The organism is Amycolatopsis oliviviridis (assembly GCF_014654365.1).
In the GTDB taxonomy this organism is placed as follows: Bacteria; Actinomycetota; Actinomycetes; order Mycobacteriales; family Pseudonocardiaceae; genus Amycolatopsis; species Amycolatopsis oliviviridis.
Window position 1 is genome coordinate 134,263 of sequence record NZ_BNAY01000004.1, and the last position, 17,905, is coordinate 152,167.

The following is a 17,905-nucleotide window of genomic DNA, read 5'->3' on the forward strand; positions in this document are numbered from 1 at the left end:
GGGTATGGAGATGCCCGACGCGGTCAAGTGGCTCTTGCCGATCGTCGTCGGGGAAAGCTGGCCGGAAGGCGACGAGGACAAGCTCCGCGAACTGCGCGACGCCTGGCACAACGCCTCGAAGGCGATCCAGCCGATCGCCGACACCGCGACCAAGGGCGCCACCGAGGTCCTCGGCGGCTGGAGCGGTCAGGGCGCGGAGAAGTTCGCCGAGGCCTGGAAGAAGTTCGTCGAGGGCGACGAGGCGTACTTCAAGTCGCTCGCCGATTCTTCGAAGGCGCTCGGCGACTCGTGCAACGCGACCGCGCTGGACGTCGAGTACACGAAGTACATGATCATCATCTCGCTGGTGATCCTGGCCGCGCAGATCGTCGCGATGATCGCGGCCGCCGCGGTGACGTTCGGTGGCTCGACGGCCGGGATCGCGCCGGCGCAGATCGCCACCCGCATGACCGTCCAGATGATCTTCCGCCAGCTGATGCAGAAGCTCGCGCAGGAAGGCTTCAAGAAGGTCGCGAAGGAACTCCTGGAGAAGCTTCTCAAGGAGGGCCTGAAGAAGATCGGCAAGGAAGTCCTGCAGAACACGGCGATGAACCTCGCCATGGACGCGGGCATCCAGGGTCTCCAGATGGCCAAGGGCGACCGCGACAGCTGGGACTTCAGCAAGACCAAGGATTCCGCGATCAGCGGCGCCGTCGACGGGGTCGTCGGCGCGGGCAGCAGCAGTATCGGCAAGGGCGCCACCAAGGGACTCTCGGACAGCGTCGGCGGCCAGATCGTCGACAGCGCGGCGCGGGGTGCCGTGCGCGGCGCGGCCGAAGGCGTCGCCAGCACGGTCGGACAGGCCGCCGTTACCGGTGACCTGGACAAGCTTTCGGCCAAGGACCTCCTGATGGGCGCTTCCGGCGGCGCCGTGGGCGGCGGTGTCGACGGGGCGAAGAGCCAGATCGGCGACATCCGCACCGCGAACACGCCGAGCGCCACGCCGGACGCCGACGGTCCCTCGACGCCGGACGTGGATTCCGGGGATTCTGGGGATTCCGGGACGCCTTCGCGCCGCGATTCGTCCTCTAATGGCGATTCGTCGGCTGGTGACTCGTCGGGCGGCGACTCGTCGGCTCGCAATTCGTCCTCTGATGGCGACTCTTCCTCCGGCGATTCCTCGGGCGGCGACTCGTCGGCTCGCAATTCGTCCTCTGATGGCGATTCCTCGCCGCGGAGTTCGTCGGGATCGTCGGATTCGCCGGCGCAGTCCCAGTCCCAGTCCCAGTCACAGTCCCAGGGACAGCCGCGTTCGGACGGCGGGAGCCAGGCGCCTCAGCAGGCTTCCCAGCAACATCACACGCCGGCTTCCGACGACGGCCCGCAGCGGGCCGCGGACAGCGACCGGGTCAGCCAGTCGTCGACGCAGGCTCCCGAACGTCCGGCGGACGCCCCGGCGAACACCGGCGACGGTCAGCGCGCGCCGCAGACCCATCACAACGCTCCGGCGGCGGCCGCGGACAACGGCTCTGGTCAGCAGCACCAGGCCGCGGCCGCGAACCAGCAACAGGCACCCGCGGCGGCTCAGGCACCGGCGCAGGCACCCGCGGCGAGCCCTGCCCAGGCACCGGCGGCCAGTCCGTCGCCGAGTCCCGCTTCCGGTCCGTCGCAGTCCGGCGGGATGCCGCCCGCCGCTTCCTCCGGTGCGCCTTCCTCAACTGGTGGCGCGCCCGCTTCGACAGGCGCGCCGTCGAGTTCGGGCGGGTCGTCCTCCGGCGGGTACGGCATGGCGTCGAACCCGGGTCCGAGCACGTCGGCGCCGTCGGGCGGTTACGGCATGGCGCCCGGGGGCAACCCGCCGGGCAACGGCCCGACGCCCGGTGGATTTCCCCCGCCCGGGCACGATCCGTCGCGGCCCGGCAGGCCGAACGACAGCGTCCAGGCCGCCGGTCTGGCCGGGAACGGCGGACCGCAGCAGCCGCGCTTCGACCAGCAGCCCGGCCCGGCGCCCTTCCAGGGCCAGCCGATGCAGCAAGGCCCGCAGGGCGGTTTCGCGCCTCCGCCGCCGCCTCCCGGTGGTGGCGGAGGACCGATGCCACCCCGGGGATCGCAGGGTCAGCCGGGTCCGATGGGCCCGCGTCCCACCGGACCGCAGCCCCCGCCCCCGCCCCGGCACCCCGGTCAGGGCGGACCTCCGCAGGATCGCGGGCCGCGGCAGCGTCCCCAGCAACCGCCGCAGGGCCCGCCGCAGCAGGGTCCGCACGGTCAGCCGCGACCTCAGCAGGGGCCGCCCCAGGGTTACCAGGGAAGGCCGGGACAGGGTCCCGGCCCGAACGGTGGTGTCCCGCCGCGTCCGCAGACGCCTCCGCCGCCCGGGCAGCACCCGGGTCAGCATCCCGGTCAGCGTGGCCCGGCGGGCCATCCGCCGCCTCCGCCGCGACCGCCGCATCCGGGCAACGGCCCGTTCCCCGGCAATCGCGGTCCCGTGCCGCCGCCTCCGCCCGGGCACCACCCGGGTCAGCAGGGCCAGCAGGGTCAGCCAGGACGTCCGGGTCCGCAGCCCGGCCGTCCGATGCCGCCCGGCGACGGGCCGCCGCGGTTCGGTGGTCAGCAGCCGCCGCGCCCGCCGCAGGTCCCGGCGCCGCGTCCCGGTCAGGACGGATACGCGGGTCTGCCGGACCGCACGCCTCAGGACCGGACGCAGCAACCGCAGCAACCGCAGCGTCCGCCGCAGCAGCCCGCGCAGCCGCCCGCGCCCGTGCGTCCGGCGGAGCCCGCGCCTCAGCGGGCACCCCAGGACCACGGTGGGAACCCGCCCAAGGACACCGACCTGCCCAAGGACGTCGAGGCGCCCAAGGACACGGAGCTGCCCAAGGACACGGAGACCCCGAAGGACACCGACACTCACCACGAGACCGAGGCGCCCGAGGACGTCACGCCCGACGACAAGGCGGCCGACGACCTCGGTTCGACGATCGACGAGCCGTACCTGACGGATCCGGACTTCCACACCGACGACCCCGCGGCCTACCGCGCGCTCGGCGAAACGCAGCTCGACGTGCGTGGTTTCGACAAGAGCACCGGGGAGTCCCGGGCCGAGCAGGTCCATCGCGAAGGACTCGAAAAGCGCGACAAGCACCCGGACCAGCGCGTCAAGGACATGTCGGATCAGGGCGCGTACGCGGTGCACAGCTACACGCGAAGCGACATGGCCGAGCGGATCACGCACGCCCAGCGTCACGGTGGCCCGGAGCTGGACGCGCTCCGGCCCCATATCGAGGCGATCACCTCCGGCCTCAACGAAATGCCGGCGTACGAGGGACTCGTCTCCCGGCGGGTGAACTTCCACGGCAACGAAAGCGCGATCCGCGGGTTCCTCGAGGCGCACACCCGGGGGCAGGTCATCGTCGACCCGCAGATGCTGAGCGCGTCGCGGGTCACCGCCGAGCATCCGCGCAGCACCTTCACCGGTGAAGTCGAGATGCGCATCCAGTCGAAGACCGGACGCCACATCGAAGACCTCGCTTCCAGGCCGCACGAGCGCGAAGTGCTCATGAAGTCGGCGACGCAGCTTCGCGTCACCGACGTCAAGTTCGGTCCGGGGCATCCCGAGCACCCCGATTACCAGGCACGGGTCAAGGACGGCACGGCGAGCGAGCTGCCGAAGTGGGTCGTCGAATGCGAAGAGGTCGTCGCCGGTGACGACGGCCACCTGAGCCCGGACGAGGTCAACCAGAAGGTCGCCGAGCGGCGCGAGTTCAACAGCGCCGAGCGGGACAGGCTGGCTCAGGAGGAGGCCGACGCGGAGGCCCAGCTGCGCCGTGACCGCCCGGAACTGTTCCAGGGCAAGGGCATCGCGAGTCTCGAGACCAAGGTCTCCGACGGCAACGGCGGCTGGACCGACGCCGCCGACCTCCCCGACCGGGAGGCTCCCACGCCGCCGAGGGAACACGCCCCCGACGGCGGCTGGTCCGAGCTGGCGAAACCGCTCGAAGAGGGCGGGACACCGGTCATCCACGCCGGTTCGACCGAGACCCCGCATCAGCAGGTGCGGCTGCTCGCGGACGAGCTCCCGGCGATCGGCGAGGCCAACACGCGCAACTACTACGCGCCCGAATCGTGGAAGGACGGCTACCAGACCAACTCGGCCGAGGCGCTGGTCGCGTTCGAGAACCGGATGGACGGTCGCGACGCCGTCGCCGGGCCGTCGACCGAGGGTTCGCCGCTGCAGCACGTCAGCGACCGGCTGGGCGGGCAGTGGTCGGATCGGAACGGCTTCGGCGACATCGCCCGTGAACTGGGCGAACGTCCCGTCGGCGCGCGGACCGCGGTCGCGTTCGAGCATCACGCCGCCGCCGAACCGGACGCGCCGGAGGGCTCGCCACGGTCCAAGGACCGGATCGAGACCCGGATCGTCGCCGCGGTCAACACGCCGCACGGCGTGGTCTTCGCCGACCCGATGACCGGACGGCTCGCGCAGCTGCCCGACAACCCGACGTCGATCAAGGCGATGCCGATGGGCGGCGGCGACGCTCCGCACGCCCACACCCCGGAAGCGCCGGAAGCACCGCAGCGGACGCACAGCGAAACCCCCGCGGAGACACACACCGGGACCGGGCCGGAGACGCGCGCCGAGGCGCCGCCCCAGTCGACGGCCGACCGGCTGCGCGGCGACGCCGAACCGCCGCCGGTGGACCGGCCCGACGAGCAGCAGGCGCCCAAGACCGAACTCGACATCAGCGAGCGGCTCAAGGGCACCGAAGAGGCACCCGCGCGGCACGACGAGAGTTACGTCAACGACGAGAACTTCCGCGGTTCGCCCGAGGATCACAAGAGTCTCCGTGACCGCTACGACAACGCGGATCTCGCCGAGCAGGCCCGCGAGAAGGCGCAGAGGAGGCTCGAAGCCAGCCCGCTGAAGGACCGCGTCTCTCCCGAAGCGGCCGAAGCGATCTACTCGTACTCGCGCGAACACGCGTACGCGATCAACGAGGCGAACCGTCTCGGCGAGTCGCACCCCGGCTTCGAAAACGCCCAGCGCAGCACCCGGGCGATCGTCGGCGCGCTGAACGAGCTGCCGGACTTCCACGGCGAGGCCATCCGCGGCATCGACACCAAGGGCGACATGCGCGCCGCCGAGATCATGGCCGCGCACTACGAACCCGGCCAGACCGTCCCCGAACCGACGATGACCAGCGCGACCATCAAGACGTCGCCGGACACGAAGTCCAAGTTCGGCGAAGACGTCGAGATCCACATCGTCTCGAAGACGGGCAAGGACGTCTCGTCGCTCGCCGAGAACCCGGGCGAGAACGAGTCCATCAACAAGCCGGCGACGCAGCTTTACGTGCACAGCAAGGAGTTCAAGACTCCGCCGCTGGTCGACCGGCCCAAGTGGGTCATCCACGCCGAAGAGGTCACCCCAGGCGACCCGCGCTACCTCGACCCCGAGACCGCCAAGCAGAAGATGGACGAGCGGCGGGCCCGGCACGCCGCGGAGGCACCCGAACTCGCCCGCCTCGCCCAGGCACGGTCGATGGCGCGCCTCGGCGGCTTCGACGAGCCGCAGACCCCGCCCATCACCGCGGAGAACCCGGCGGACCACGGGGTCGCGGACGCCGACAAGGGCCCCGAGCACGGCGAACAGCCCGCTCAGGACCACGGCGCCACCGACGACACGATGGAACTGCCGGTCCCCGAGCGGGACTACTCGTCGCTGGCGGTCGCGACGAACCCGCCGAGCGAACCCGCGATCCACGCAGGCTCGGCGAGCCCCGCGCAGCAGGCCGCGTACATCGCCGACCGGCACCCGAGGCTCGGCGAGGTCAACCCGCACTTCAACGACCCCGACGCGCTGGACAACGGCTACCGGTCCAACTGCACCCGGACCCCTGGCGCGTACATGGACCGGCTGAACGGCATCGATTCGACGGCCGAACCGCTGCTCATGCACGAGATGGACAGCCGGGGCACGCTGGAGCACGTCGAAGAGCGGTTCGGCGGGCAGTTCTCCGACCGCGCCGACTACGACACCGTCATCCGCGAGATGCGGGGCATGCCGACCGATCACCACGCGGTCGTGGCGGTGAAGTACCTCGACGAGAACGGCGTCGAGCGCGGCCACGTCGCGATGGTGGCGAACACGCGGGACGGCGTCGCGTTCATCGACCCGCAGTCGGGCGCGCTGATGAACCTGCCGCAGCCGCCGCTGGGCGTGAAGCTGATGCACGTCGGCGTCCCGGAGGGCCCGGCCCAGCACGCGGGGCAGCACACCGACGGGCACACGACGCGGACGGAAGCGGCCGCGACACGGCCCGTCGACCCCCGGATCGCGTTCGCGCGGCCGGATCAGCCGGTGGACCCGCGCATCGCGTTCGCCAGGGAGGACACGCCCGACGTGTCGCCGTCGCGGATCGGCCCGGACGGCCGTCCGATCGTGACGCCGCCGCGCGACGGGGGCTACGGGATGGCGCACGACGGCCCCGAGAACGTGGACCCGGCCGCCCGCGCCGAGGTCGAGCGGTTCCTGAACGATCCCGAGGTGGCCGCCCGGGTGGACGGGCTCGACCCGGACGAGAAGCGGGCCGTCCACGAGGACGAGAACGGGGTCAAGCACGACGTCGGGCCGATGCGGGACTACATCCGCGAGCACCTGCCCGCGCATCCGGAACTCGTCCGGCTGATGGAACACCCGGACAACGCGTACCTGCGGGCCTCGCTGCTGAACAACCCGATGACCATCGGCAGCCTGCTGCTGCACCCGGAAGCCATCCCGATCCTCGAAGACGCTCTGCGTGACGTCGAGGAACGCGGCTACCAGATGATCAACGAGGTTCACGAGGCCGGACCGGGCGAGACCCCGCTGACCCAGGAGCAGCGGGACATCTCGGACGCCGCGGCGGGTATCGCCGACGCGGCGAACCCGAAGCATCAGTTCCACAAGGGATTCGACCCCGAGCACAGCGGCGATCCCGTGAAGATCCAGGAGTTCCTCGACGCCGAACGGCAGGCGTGGCCGCAGAACCAGGGAGATCTCAACCGGATCGCCGAACGGATCGCCGCCGACAACAACGGCGAGGCGTCGGGCCGCCCGGGTGTCAAGGACGACGATCGCGCGAAGGCGAAGATCGCGGGCTACGACGGCGACGCGTCGCAACTCACCGACCTGGTGGGGGCGAAGATCCAGTTCGATTCCGTCGCCGACGTCTACAACGCGCTGGCGGCTGTCGTGGCCGACGGGACCTTGAAGATCGTCAGCTTCGACGACCGGTTCGCGAACCCGCAGGACAGCGGCTACCGCGACCTGCAGATGAACGTCCGGCTGCCGAACGGGCACGTCGCCGAGCTGCGGCTGCACCTGCGGCACATCGACACCGTCTCGGCGTACGAACACGCGCTGTACGAGGTCCGCCGGGACTTCCCGACGTACAACCGGACACTGGACCAGGACAACAAGAAGCGGCTGACCCCGGAGCAGGCGCTGCTCGAATCGGCGCTGATGGACCGGGTCCGGGACAAGTTCATGACCGGACTCCGCAACGGTCTCCCGAAGCCGCCTGAGGAGAACACGTGATCCAGACCCCGTCCTTCTACAAGTACTTCGGGAAGACCTACCGCGTCGAGTCGACCTCCGACGGAGGCTTGACCGGCTACCTCCTCAACTCGCGCACCGGCGAGTTCGACGAGAAGCCGGAGCATGTGCGCGAGGTCATGTGGGCGATGGCGAGTTCGGACATCAGCAAGGTGCCCGAAGAGAAGTTCGTCCAGGAGACCGAGCGCGCCCGTGCGTACGAGCTCAAGGGCGCCGGGCCGATCTTCGCGCTCTACGAGACCATCGACGGCCTGTACGACCAGGCCGACCGGGAAGACCGCGGCCTGGAACCGCAGGAAGTGGCCTTGATCCAGTCGCTGCGCAAGCGCACCTTCAAGATGTGGGAGGACGAGCTGGCCCGCCGCGCCGCCGGCGAGCCGCCGTCGTTCCGGGCGGAGCCGCGTTTCCCGAAATACGAACCACCGGAGGAAGGGGACTCGGAATGAGCCCGCTCAGCCGGCCGAACCGGGCGCGATGATTCACGTGGAACAACTGACTTCCGAGCAACAGCGCGGGCTGCTGGTCCAGATCGGCAGGCTCATCCTGGCGGGTATCACCGACCCCGCCCACGCCGCGGTCGCCGATTTCCGGCAGGCCGGGGAGCACACCGAACTCGAAGGCCACAACCTCACGCCCGCGCCTGAGCTGAACGAGCTCTTCGGCAGGCTTCGCACCGGCATGTACGCCATCGGCCGGGGCACCTGGTTGCAGTCGCGGTTCACGCTGAAGCCCGACGGCACCTTCGACTTCGACTTCACCCTCGACGACGAACCGGCGTGGACCGAGGCGCCGCCGACCTCGGCGCACCGGGACGAGCTGGCCGCGTTCCCGCGCGAGGACGAGCACATCCCGGACTGGTGGCGGCTGCGCGCGCAGCTGCCGTTGCGCGTCGAGTTCCGGCACGCGCGGATCGTCGACGCCTACACCGAGGGCGAGCCGCCGGTGGTGGACAGACCGGAGCTCGACGAAGCCGAAGCGCCGCTGGTCGCGCAGTACCTGGAACGCGAACCGGCGATCCTCTCCGGCAGCGGTCTCGGCAAGGACATCTTCGAGCCGGACGCCGACGGCGACGTCCCGGAGAGCTACCACACCGACGGAACCTGGATCTGGCACGCGTCCGTGCCGCATTACCTGCGGAAATACGGGATCCCGCCGGAGCCGGACCTGGTCGCGCACATCCGCGGCCAGCGGTTCCAGCCGCCGTACGTCGAGCATCTCGTGCGGCGGACGGCGGAAGCGGATCTGCTGGGCAAGCCGAGACCCAAGCCGGGGCGGTCCGACGTCAAGAAGACCGACGGCGACATCGCCGCGGAGCTGGAGACGTCGCCGAATCCGGTCCTGACCGACGAAGAACTCTTGGTCGTGCTGGTCAGCAGGCTCGGCGAGCACGCCGTCTGGCCGGAGGCGTACCGCATCGGCGACCGCGCGGACGGCGCCTGGTGCCTCAACTTCACCGAGAAGGGCTGGGAGGTCGCGGCCTACTCGGACGGCGCCCCGGTGTCGCCGAAGTACTTCGACAAGCTCGAAGACGCGTCACATCAGCTCCTTGGCGCGGTCCTGCTGCATCCGGCGAGGATGACCGCCGGACACGAGACGCCGCTGGAGACCGCGAAGGAACTCGCCGACTGGCCGCTGCGCGCCGCGCCGGGTGAGCCTCCCCTCACCTTGCTCCGCAACAAGCGCGTCAGCCGGATGGTCGCCGGTACGGTCGTACTGCGGTTCGGCGAGGAAACCGGCAATCTGGTTCACCACGGAGGGGTACGGTTCGCCACGACGTCCCTGCCGCTGGAACGGGAGCGTGTCGGTGGGACCTACCGGCTGCGACGCCCGCTCCACGTGATCATCGGTGTCACCGTCCCTTGGGCGAACATGCCCGGCGGGGCGGTGGCCTACGTGCTCCCGAGGACCATCGCCGAGCACGTGTCCGACGGCAGCCTGGAGAGGATCGAGTAGGTGGAATCGGCGGAAGCGGTAGCCAAGGTCGAAGAGTGGCTTCGCGCGGTCCACGGTCCGGACGTGTCCGAACCGGGCGGCGCCGGCCTGCGTGTCGACCACGAAAAGGTCCTGCGTATCCCCGAGGGCTGGTCGGTCCCCTACAACACGATCGCCTTCCTCGACGAGGGTCACTCCGAGAAGGAGATCTTCCCGCCGCCGTCGGTGATCGTCCGCGAACCGGACGGCGAACTGCGCCAGGCGCATCCGCAGCCCGGCGGCCTCAGCGTCCCGGTCGCGTTCCCCGGCCAGGAGGCGTGGCGCGAGGTCGTCGACCCCGAGTACGCGAAGTCCGGGCTCGGTGACCTCGGGGTCCCGCCGCCGGTCGTCGCGGGCTGGGTCAAGGTCAACGCGGAAGGCGTGCAGACCGGGGAAGAGCGCGAGAACCCCGAGTACCGGGCCGGTCCCGTCCGCCGGGGCTACCCGAAGCCGGAGAACCGGCTCGAAACCCTGCTGTCGTTCGCCAGTGTCGGCTGGCTGACCAGGGAACAGCTGCTCATCGGCCTGCTGCGCTGCGAGGTCTACGTCCCGCTGGACCTGGCCTCGGGCAAGACCGAGCGGTTCTACTTCAACGAGGAACGCGCCGAGCTGAGGGTGTTCAGTTCGACCAGGAACCTCCCGTCCCGCGAACACGGGTACTGGAAGGTCGACATCGCCACCCTTGCCGGGTACGAGAGCCCGCCGAACCTCGTGATCAACGGTGGGCCCGCGACGTTCGAGGACGTCAGCGGCGCCGAACTCGCCGAGACCGCCCAGCGGTTCCCGCGCCGGGAAGCGGCGGTCGACGTCAACGAACGCTGCCCGGAGGCGGATCCGGAGCTGGAGGCCCTCGCCGCCGACACCGCCGCGAAGATGGGCCTGCCCGAACCGGTGAAGCCGCCGCTGGCCGCCGCCGAACGGGCCCGGCGGCGCGGTTTCGAGCTGACCGCCGAGGAATGCCAGAAGACCGTCCTCGGCCAGTCGTGGCTGGCGCGGCTCAGGCGGCCGGAGCCGCCGCGCGGGCGCCCGAACGACCTGCGGGCGAACGGGCTGGCGCCGGGTTACGACAACGAGGGACAGATCGAGCCTCGTCTGGACACCTTCGGCAAGTACTTCGACCGGGACCGCTCCAGCTCGCGTTACGGCTGGCAGCGCGTCACGGGCGCCTTCGTGGGCTTCGCGCTCGGCGAGGCGCTCGGGGCGGCCGTCGACCGGATGCGGCTCGACGAGATCCACAACACCTACGGTCCGGACGGCGTCACCGACCTGCCGGTCGCGTTCGACCTGCCCGGCCGGATCGGGCCGCTCACCCAGCGGCTGCTGTTCTACACCGAGGCCGTGATCCGCAGCCCGCATCGCGAGCAGCCGGAGAACCGCGAGGCCGAACAGGCGCTCGGGACGGTCGCCCGGAACTCGCTCATGCGCTGGCTGCACACCCAGGGCGCGCCACTGGACAACGCCGACGGCTGGCTGGTGAAGGTGCCGGAGCTCCGCGTCCGCCGCACTCCCGACGACGCCGAACTGAACGCCTACCACGCGCTGGCGACGATCTCGCCGACCGCGATGCCGATGAGCGGACCGGACGCGCTGGTCGCGGCGCTGCCGGCGGCGATGACGTCGGCGGGACCGGGGAGCGCGGTGAGCGGCGGCGTCCGCCAGGCGGTGCGCGACCTCGTCTCGGTCACCCATCCCGGGGAGATCGACGTCGAAGCGGCGACGTACCTGACCTGGCTGTTCGAGCCCGCGCTGACGTCGGAGGCGTTCAGCTACCCGATCTGGAACACCTCCCGGGAGATCTTCGACGAGCAGAACCCGCACCAGCGGGGACCGGTCTGGGCGGATCTCAAGGCCATGGTCGCGGAATCGGTGCCGTTCTTCGGCAAGCACGGTCTGCCGGATCTGCGTGTCCCGGAGCTGATCGGCGACGGCAAGGGCACGCTTTCGGTGCTGGGCCGCGCGTTCGCCGCGCTGTCCGGCTTCGAGAACTACCCGGAGCAGGCGCTGCTGCGGGCGGTCAACCACTCGGGCCGCAGCGCGATCACCGGTGCCATCGCCGGTGCCCTGCTCGGCGCCCGCACCGGCATCCCCGGGCTGCCGCAGAAGTGGGTCGAGCAGCTGGAACTGCGGTACCTGGTGGAGAACATCGCCACGGACGCCTTCTGGCACTTCGACCGCCACTCCGCGCTGCACGAGGTCGACGGCTGGGCCCAGCGGTATCCCCGCTGGTGAGCCGGTAATTCTGCCTCGGGCAGGTGTCGATCGCGATCGCGGGTTCACCAACAGGGAATCAGAATGGGGACGATGAACGAAGAGGAAGCCGTCAGCCGCGTCGAGGAGTGGCTGACGGACAGGGGCGGGGAGGGGACCGGCGCGCTGCGGGTCCGCCGCGAGTACGTCGTGCGCGCGACCGACGGCTGGAACGTCACCTACAACACCGTCGGCTGGCTCGACGGGACCGATCCGGGCGCGGGCCTGTTCCCCAGCCCGGTCGCGTTCGTCCCGGACGACGGCGGCGAGATCCGGCTCGACCTGGAACTGATGGCGGTTTCGGCGGCGGGCGGCGACAGTGCCACCGATGACGCGTTCACCCGCTGGGCCGAGGTCGCCGACCCCGAGTTCGATCCGGCCGTGGTCCCCGGGATGCCGGTGCCGAAGGCGGCGATCCTGCGCTGGGAGCAGTACACGCTCTACGGCGAGCCGACCGGCGCGGTCCGCGCGAACCCGGATCACCGGCCCGGGCCGCGGTTCTCCGGCCGTCCGGCGCCGGAAAGCGCGGTCGAGGCGCTGCTCGGCTACCTCCGCGTCGAGTGGATCACGCCGGAGGAGTTCGTCCACTGGATGCTGGACCTCGATGTCCTGGCCCCGGCGAAGGACGGCCATCTGCAGGTCCGCGACTTCGGTGACGCGGGCGTGCGGTTCGTCGTCTACACCTCCGAAGCGCAGGTCCCGTCCGAGTACACGCTGTGGCAGCGGATCCAGCCCCGTGTGCTCCTGCGGCGGGGCAAGGACACCCCCGGCGTCGGCCTGCTGGTCAACCCGGGGCGTCCGGAGACCTTCAACGTCTACCCGGAGACGCTGCGGCAGGTCGCCGACCTCGATCTCCCCGCGGGGACCGAACGCCCGGAGTCCATCGGGCATCCCGCGGACTTCGGCCAGGAGTACAAGGACGCGCGCAAGGCACTCCAGGAGGAGTACGGCCAGGACCTCGGCTCGGCCACCGCGAACCTGGCGAACCTCGCCGATCAGGCCAGGGACAACGGCTGTCCGCTCAGCACCGGCGAGCTCGTCCGCTACAGCCGCGGCGCGACGCTGGCGTTCAAGCACTCCCGGGCGAAGTACGACGGCCGTCCGCTGCCCGAGCTGCCCGAAGACCTCTTCGCGGCCGGCCTGGTGACGCACTTCTACGACGACGGCGAACCGCGTCCGAGCGCCTGGACGTTCGGGAAGTTCTACGACCCGACGATCCCTGTCGGCAGCTTCGCGTACCCGCGGCTTGTCGGCGCGTACGTCGGCTTCGCGATCGGTGACGCGCTCGGCTCGGGCGCGGATCCCGCCGACGGCCTGCCGCTGGGCGGGCTGACCCGGCAGCTGCTGTTCCACACCGAGTCGGTGATCCGGGGCCTGGACGCGACCCCGGACAAATCCGAGATCCCGGCGTCGCTGCCCGCGGGCGGACGGCCGGAGGGCTGGGTCGCCAAGGCGACCGCGGCCGCCGGACCGCCCCCCGCGGAGTTCTCGGCGATGCTGGCGACGGCGCTCGCCGCGACGGTGACCGGTGGGACGCAGGGTCCCGCCGACAGCACCTTCTACGCGATGAAGGTGGTCCGTGAGCTGGTCGGTTCCGCGGCGGGCCACGAGGTCGTCCACGGCGCCGAACTGCTGGTGAACGTGTTCCGCGCGCAGCTGGCCGCCCGGAACGGCCAACCCGCGGTCGCGAACTTCCTCGCGGGCTTCGACGAGTACAGCGGCGAGGTCGGCGACCTGGTCAAGACCGTGCTCGACCTCAGGAACGACATCGACGGCGACGACGTCGAACAGTTCGACAGCATCGGGGACGGCCGGACGCCGCTTTCGGTTCTCGGCAGGGCGCTGTTCGCCGCCGCCAAACGCGGGTACGACGCCGAGGCGGCGCTGGCACTGGCCGCCCGCGGCGGCGTGGTGACCGCGGCGCTGACCGGGGCGATGGTCGGGGCGAGGCTCACCGTGCCCGGCCTGCCGGAGTCCTGGCTCGCCGCGTACTCCGACCTCGGTGCCGTCGACGCCATGGCGGGCGACGCCTATTACTACTTCAACCGGTTCGGCCTGACCCGCGAACCCGAGGAGCTGCGGCGCTGGGACGCGAACCGGTACCCACGAGGAGAACAGTAGAGAAATGCGCGAGTGGCTTCAGGAACCGGCGACCAGGTCGCGGCTGCGCGGCAGCCTGTACGCCGGGGCGATCGGCGACGCGCTCGGCGCGAAGACCGAGTTCGACTCGATCGACCGGATCCGCGAGATCGCCGGGCCCGCCGGGATCACCGACCTCATCCCCGCGTACGGCGGGATCGGGCGGATCACCGACGACACCCAGATGACGCTGTTCACCCTGGAAGGCCTGATCAGGGCCCACCACGGCACCGTCCCCGTCGAGCAGTCGCTCCAGCTGGCCTACCAGCGCTGGCTGCACACCCAGGGCGTCTCGTGGGAGCGGGCACGCGGCCCGGAGAACACGAGCACGGAACCCGACGGCTGGCTGATCACGAACCGTGAGCTCTTCAGCCGTCGCGCGCCCGGCCTGACCTGCTTCAGCGAGCTGGAGGCGTACGGCAAGACCGGCGTGCGCGCCGGCCTGGACAAGCCGGTGAACAACTCGAAGGGCTGCGGCGGGATCATGCGCGCGGCGCCGGTCGCGCTGTGGTCGGACGACCTCGCCGAGGTGTTCCGGCTCGGCGCCGAGAGCGCGGCGCTGACCCACGGTCACCCGAGCGGTTATCTCTCGTCGGGCGCGTTCGCGGTGATCGTGCGCGAACTGCTGACCGGGAAACCGCTGCTCGACGCCGTCGCGACCGCTCGTGCCGAACTGGAGCGATACCAGGGGCACGAGGAGCAGAGCGTCGCGCTGGACCAGGCGCTCGCGCTGGCCGAGAAAGGGACGCCGACGCCGGAGAGGCTGGAGACGCTCGGCCAGGGGAACGTCGGCGAAACCGCGCTCTCCATGTCGGTTTACGTCGCACTGGCCACCAGCGACCCGAACACCGCGCTGCTCGCCTCGGTGAACCACAGCGGCGACAGCGACTCGACGGGTTCGGTCTGCGGAAACCTCGTCGGCGCGATGTACGGGGAAGAAGAGCTCAACACGGACTGGCTGGCGAAGCTGGAACTGGCCGAGGTCATCGGTTGGCTGGCGGACGACGCGCTCGCGGAGTTCGGCGGGAACGCCCCGGGTGACGACCGGTGGTACACCCGCTATCCGGCCCACTAGATTGACCTCCGGTTTGGGGATCTCGGGGAGGGGACACAGAGTGCGTTACCGGGTTCAAGCGGCGGAGCGGCCGGATGGCCTGTACGCCGTATGGGGGGACACCGTCTTCGCGGCCCAGCGGTCGACCGAGGACGGCACGTTGCTGCTCATCGCGCCGCCGGGGGAAGCGGCGCCCGAGGGCTTCGACCGCGACTGGAACGGGCGGCCCGCCCGTGTGGTGCTGAACGGCGAGGTCGGCGTGACCTTCAGCCTCCAGTCGTACGGCCGGTTCGACGACGAGCACTTCCAGATCGCGCCGCAGACCGGCGGCGGCGACCTGACCTTGCGCTGGGCGGGCGAGGACGCGGCCCGCGCGGCCGAACTGGGCCTCACGGACTTCTCGACCACGGCCTCGCCTTCGGCGCTGACGGCGTTGTGGCAGACCAGGCACGACTTCGTCGAGTCGCCGGAGGCCCGGCCCGAGATCGGCACGGGCGACCAGCCGCCGCTGCTGCGCGCCATCGGGCGGACGCTGCTGCGGGTGCTGCCGCCGGGCTGGCAGCGGGTCGGCGCCCAGTTCCGGCAGGTCGGGGACTACTCGGAGCTGGAGGTCCGCTCGGTCGGCGACGAGGGCAACGGCCCGGTGTCGGTGTCCCTCGCGGCCCCGCCGGAGCTCGGCTCGCTGTTCGCGCGGCTGCGCGCGGCGATGCACCAGCCCGAGACCGGCACCTGGTTCCAGGGCACCTTCACGCTGGACTCGGAATCGCATTTCGACTTCGACTTCGACGCCGACCAGGAACCGAATTGGCGGATCGCGCCGAACGAGGGCGGGAAACCGTCTCCGCGCGCGTACGCGACCGAGCTCGCGATCTTCCCGCGCGACAAGAAGCACGTCCCGGCGTGGCTCTCGGCCAAGGCCGGTCTGCCGCTGGACGTCGAGTTCCGGCACGCGAAGGTCGCCGACGCGCACAACGAGGGCGAACGACCGGTCGTCAACCGGCCGCCGGTGCCGCCGGACCTGATGCGCGGCGTCCTGGACTATCTCTTCCGCTCGCCGGTGGCGCTGTCCCGGCCGGGTCCGCAGCCCGACATCTTCACCCCGAACGGCCCGCCGGACGTACCGAACGCCTTCCACACCGACGGCGTCTGGATCTGGCCCGCGGCCGTCCCGCACTACCTGCGGAAGTACGGGGTGCCGCCGGAACCGGACCTGGTCGAGCACATCCGGGCCGCCGGGTTCCGGCCGCCGCTGGTCGGCGAGCTGGTGCGGGCGACCGCCGAGGCGGAGATCGTCGGCAAGCCGCGGCCGCCGCAGACCGCCGCGGACCTGCCGGACGAAAGCGTCCGCTCCCGCGTCGAACGCGACGGCGAACCGGTCCGCGACATCCGGGCCGCCGAGGTGCTGGAGGTCCTGTACCAGCGGCTGGCCGAGCACGGGGTCGCGCCGACGGCCTACCGGATCGGCGCGAACGCGGTCCCGGAGCCGGGTCTCTGGACGTTGCGCCGCGCCGAGAACGGCTGGGAGGTCTCGCGGCCGCCGACGGACGAGCCGGTGGCGTTCGCTAAAATCGAGGAGGCTGCGCGGTTCTTCCTCGGCACCTTGCTGCTGTACCCGGCGCGGGCCGCGGTGGGCGCGAGCGAGGAGGCCGACAACCCGGCCGACTGGCCGATCCTGCCGCTGCGGGGCGAGCCGCCGCTGAACTTCTTCCGCCGCAAGCGGATCGTCGTCCTGCCGGCGGGCACCACGGTACAGCGGTTCGGGAACGAGACCGGCAACCTCGTGCACGCCGAAACGGCACGGTTCGCCGAGACGTCACTGGCCGCGGACCGCGAACGGGAGCGCCGCCTTTACCGCGTCCTGCGGCCGCTGCGCGTGGTCACCGGCGTCACCACGCCGTGGAATGGGACGCCGGGCGGGGCCGTGGCCTACGTGCTGCCCCGGCCGCTCGCCCAGCATCTCGAAGCCGGCGCGCTGTCCCGCGTTTAGTGCCCCGTTTAGTCCTCTGAATGCGGTAGTTGCGTGTGCAAGGACCGCATTCAGAGGACGAAACGCGGTAGTGGCCAAACTCAGGAAGCGGTGATGAGCACCGCGGGAGACCACCAGTAGTCCGCCAGCGGCTCGATCCGGATGCCGGTGAAGCCCGCTTCCTTCAGTTGCGAGGCCCAGTCGGTGGCGGGCTGCTCCCAGTTCGTCCGGCCCGCCCCCGGTTCGACCAGGCCCAGCAGGATCGGCAGCAGGAACCCCTGCGCCACCAGCGACGCCTCCTTGCCGTACTCCGAGATCCCGCGTTCGTAGCGCGTGACCAGGGAGATCAGGTACTCGTCGGAGTCTTCGTCGTACTCGGGCACGTCGAATTCGGCGAGCACCAGGCACGACGTACGGGGCCGGAGCGCCCGCAGGACCTCGGTGCGCTCGGCGGTCGGGATCGACTGGAGCGCGAAGGTCGACTGCGTCAGCTGCCACTGCCTGTCGTCCTCGCGGGCGAGGAACTCCTGCGCGGTGGCGTCCCAGGTGTGGAGGCCGTGGGTGCCGTCGAGGTGTTTGCGGGTTTCGGCGAGCAGCGCGCTCGACGGCTCGACCAGGTCGATCCGGCCCGGTTGCCGATCCGCCTGTTCGAGGGCGGGGACGACGGCGAGCCCGTCGCCGCAGCCGAGGTCGAGCAGCGAACCGACGCTGCCGTAGCGGCGCGCGAGCATGGCGCTGAGCTGCCGATAGAGCTTGACGTTCCCGCCGCCGCGGATGAACGCGGTGAACGCGGCGGGCTGGTCGTAGACACCTCCTCCGCCGCCTTCGGTCAGGTACCGGTGCAGTTCGAGGCCGAGCGTGGATCCGGCACGTTCGGCGAGGTCCGCTGCCTTGGCCTGGTCACCCTCGCGGTACGCGATGAGCGCTTTGACCAGGACGTCCGTTTTCTTCATGTTCT

The 17,905-nt window shown here is 70.9% G+C and carries 8 protein-coding genes; 7 read left to right on the forward strand and 1 reads right to left on the reverse strand.

Going from position 1 to position 17,905, the window contains the following annotated elements; all coding sequences use genetic code 11:
• Positions 1-4 precede the first annotated feature (4 nt).
• The 7 genes from IE302_RS18430 to IE302_RS18460 all read left to right on the forward strand — a co-directional run bounded on the left by IE302_RS18430 (position 5) and on the right by IE302_RS18460 (position 16,968).
• Complete coding sequence (locus tag IE302_RS18430; protein ID WP_191256276.1) at positions 5-7,552, forward strand: WXG100-like domain-containing protein; 7,548 nt, start codon at positions 5-7, stop codon at positions 7,550-7,552.
• Positions 7,549-8,016 carry a hypothetical protein gene (locus IE302_RS18435; RefSeq protein WP_191255764.1) on the forward strand — a complete coding sequence of 156 codons (468 nt, stop codon included), beginning with the start codon at positions 7,549-7,551 and terminating at the stop codon, positions 8,014-8,016. The genes IE302_RS18430 and IE302_RS18435 overlap by 4 nt, the downstream gene beginning before the upstream one ends.
• Positions 8,017-8,053: 37 nt before the next feature.
• The gene (locus IE302_RS18440) at positions 8,054-9,523 is read left to right on the forward strand and encodes a TNT domain-containing protein (protein WP_191255765.1); all 1,470 of its coding nucleotides are present in this window, start codon (positions 8,054-8,056) and stop codon (positions 9,521-9,523) included.
• Positions 9,524-11,770, forward strand: coding sequence for an ADP-ribosylglycohydrolase family protein (locus tag IE302_RS18445; RefSeq protein ID WP_191255766.1), 2,247 nt, complete (start codon positions 9,524-9,526; stop codon positions 11,768-11,770). It begins immediately after the preceding gene.
• A gap of 72 nt (positions 11,771-11,842) precedes the next feature.
• Entirely contained in the window at positions 11,843-13,909 is a 2,067-nt protein-coding gene (locus tag IE302_RS18450; RefSeq protein WP_191255767.1) for a YrhB domain-containing protein, read from the forward strand.
• Between the two features lie 4 nt (positions 13,910-13,913).
• A complete protein-coding gene (locus tag IE302_RS18455; RefSeq protein ID WP_191255768.1) occupies positions 13,914-15,002 on the forward strand; it encodes an ADP-ribosylglycohydrolase family protein in 1,089 nt (362 codons plus the stop codon).
• 40 nt (positions 15,003-15,042) lie between these two features.
• On the forward strand, positions 15,043-16,968 hold the full coding sequence (locus IE302_RS18460) for a TNT domain-containing protein (RefSeq protein WP_191255769.1): 1,926 nt from the start codon (positions 15,043-15,045) through the stop codon (positions 16,966-16,968).
• Positions 16,969-17,048: 80 nt separating this feature from the next.
• Here the strand turns inward: IE302_RS18460 and IE302_RS18465 are convergent, their stop codons facing one another.
• Entirely contained in the window at positions 17,049-17,900 is an 852-nt protein-coding gene (locus IE302_RS18465; RefSeq protein WP_191255770.1) for a class I SAM-dependent methyltransferase, read from the reverse strand.
• Between the last annotated feature and the right edge of the window lie 5 nt (positions 17,901-17,905).

Excerpts from the sequence above, each read along its gene's own strand:
- IE302_RS18430 (WP_191256276.1), top strand. The coding sequence starts at position 5 with ATGGAGATGCCCGACGCGGTCAAGTGGCTCTTGCCGATCGTCGTCGGG.
- IE302_RS18450 (WP_191255767.1), top strand. The coding sequence starts at position 11,843 with ATGAACGAAGAGGAAGCCGTCAGCCGCGTCGAGGAGTGGCTGACGGAC.
- IE302_RS18455 (WP_191255768.1), top strand. The coding sequence starts at position 13,914 with ATGCGCGAGTGGCTTCAGGAACCGGCGACCAGGTCGCGGCTGCGCGGC.
- IE302_RS18465 (WP_191255770.1), bottom strand. The coding sequence starts at position 17,900 with ATGAAGAAAACGGACGTCCTGGTCAAAGCGCTCATCGCGTACCGCGAG.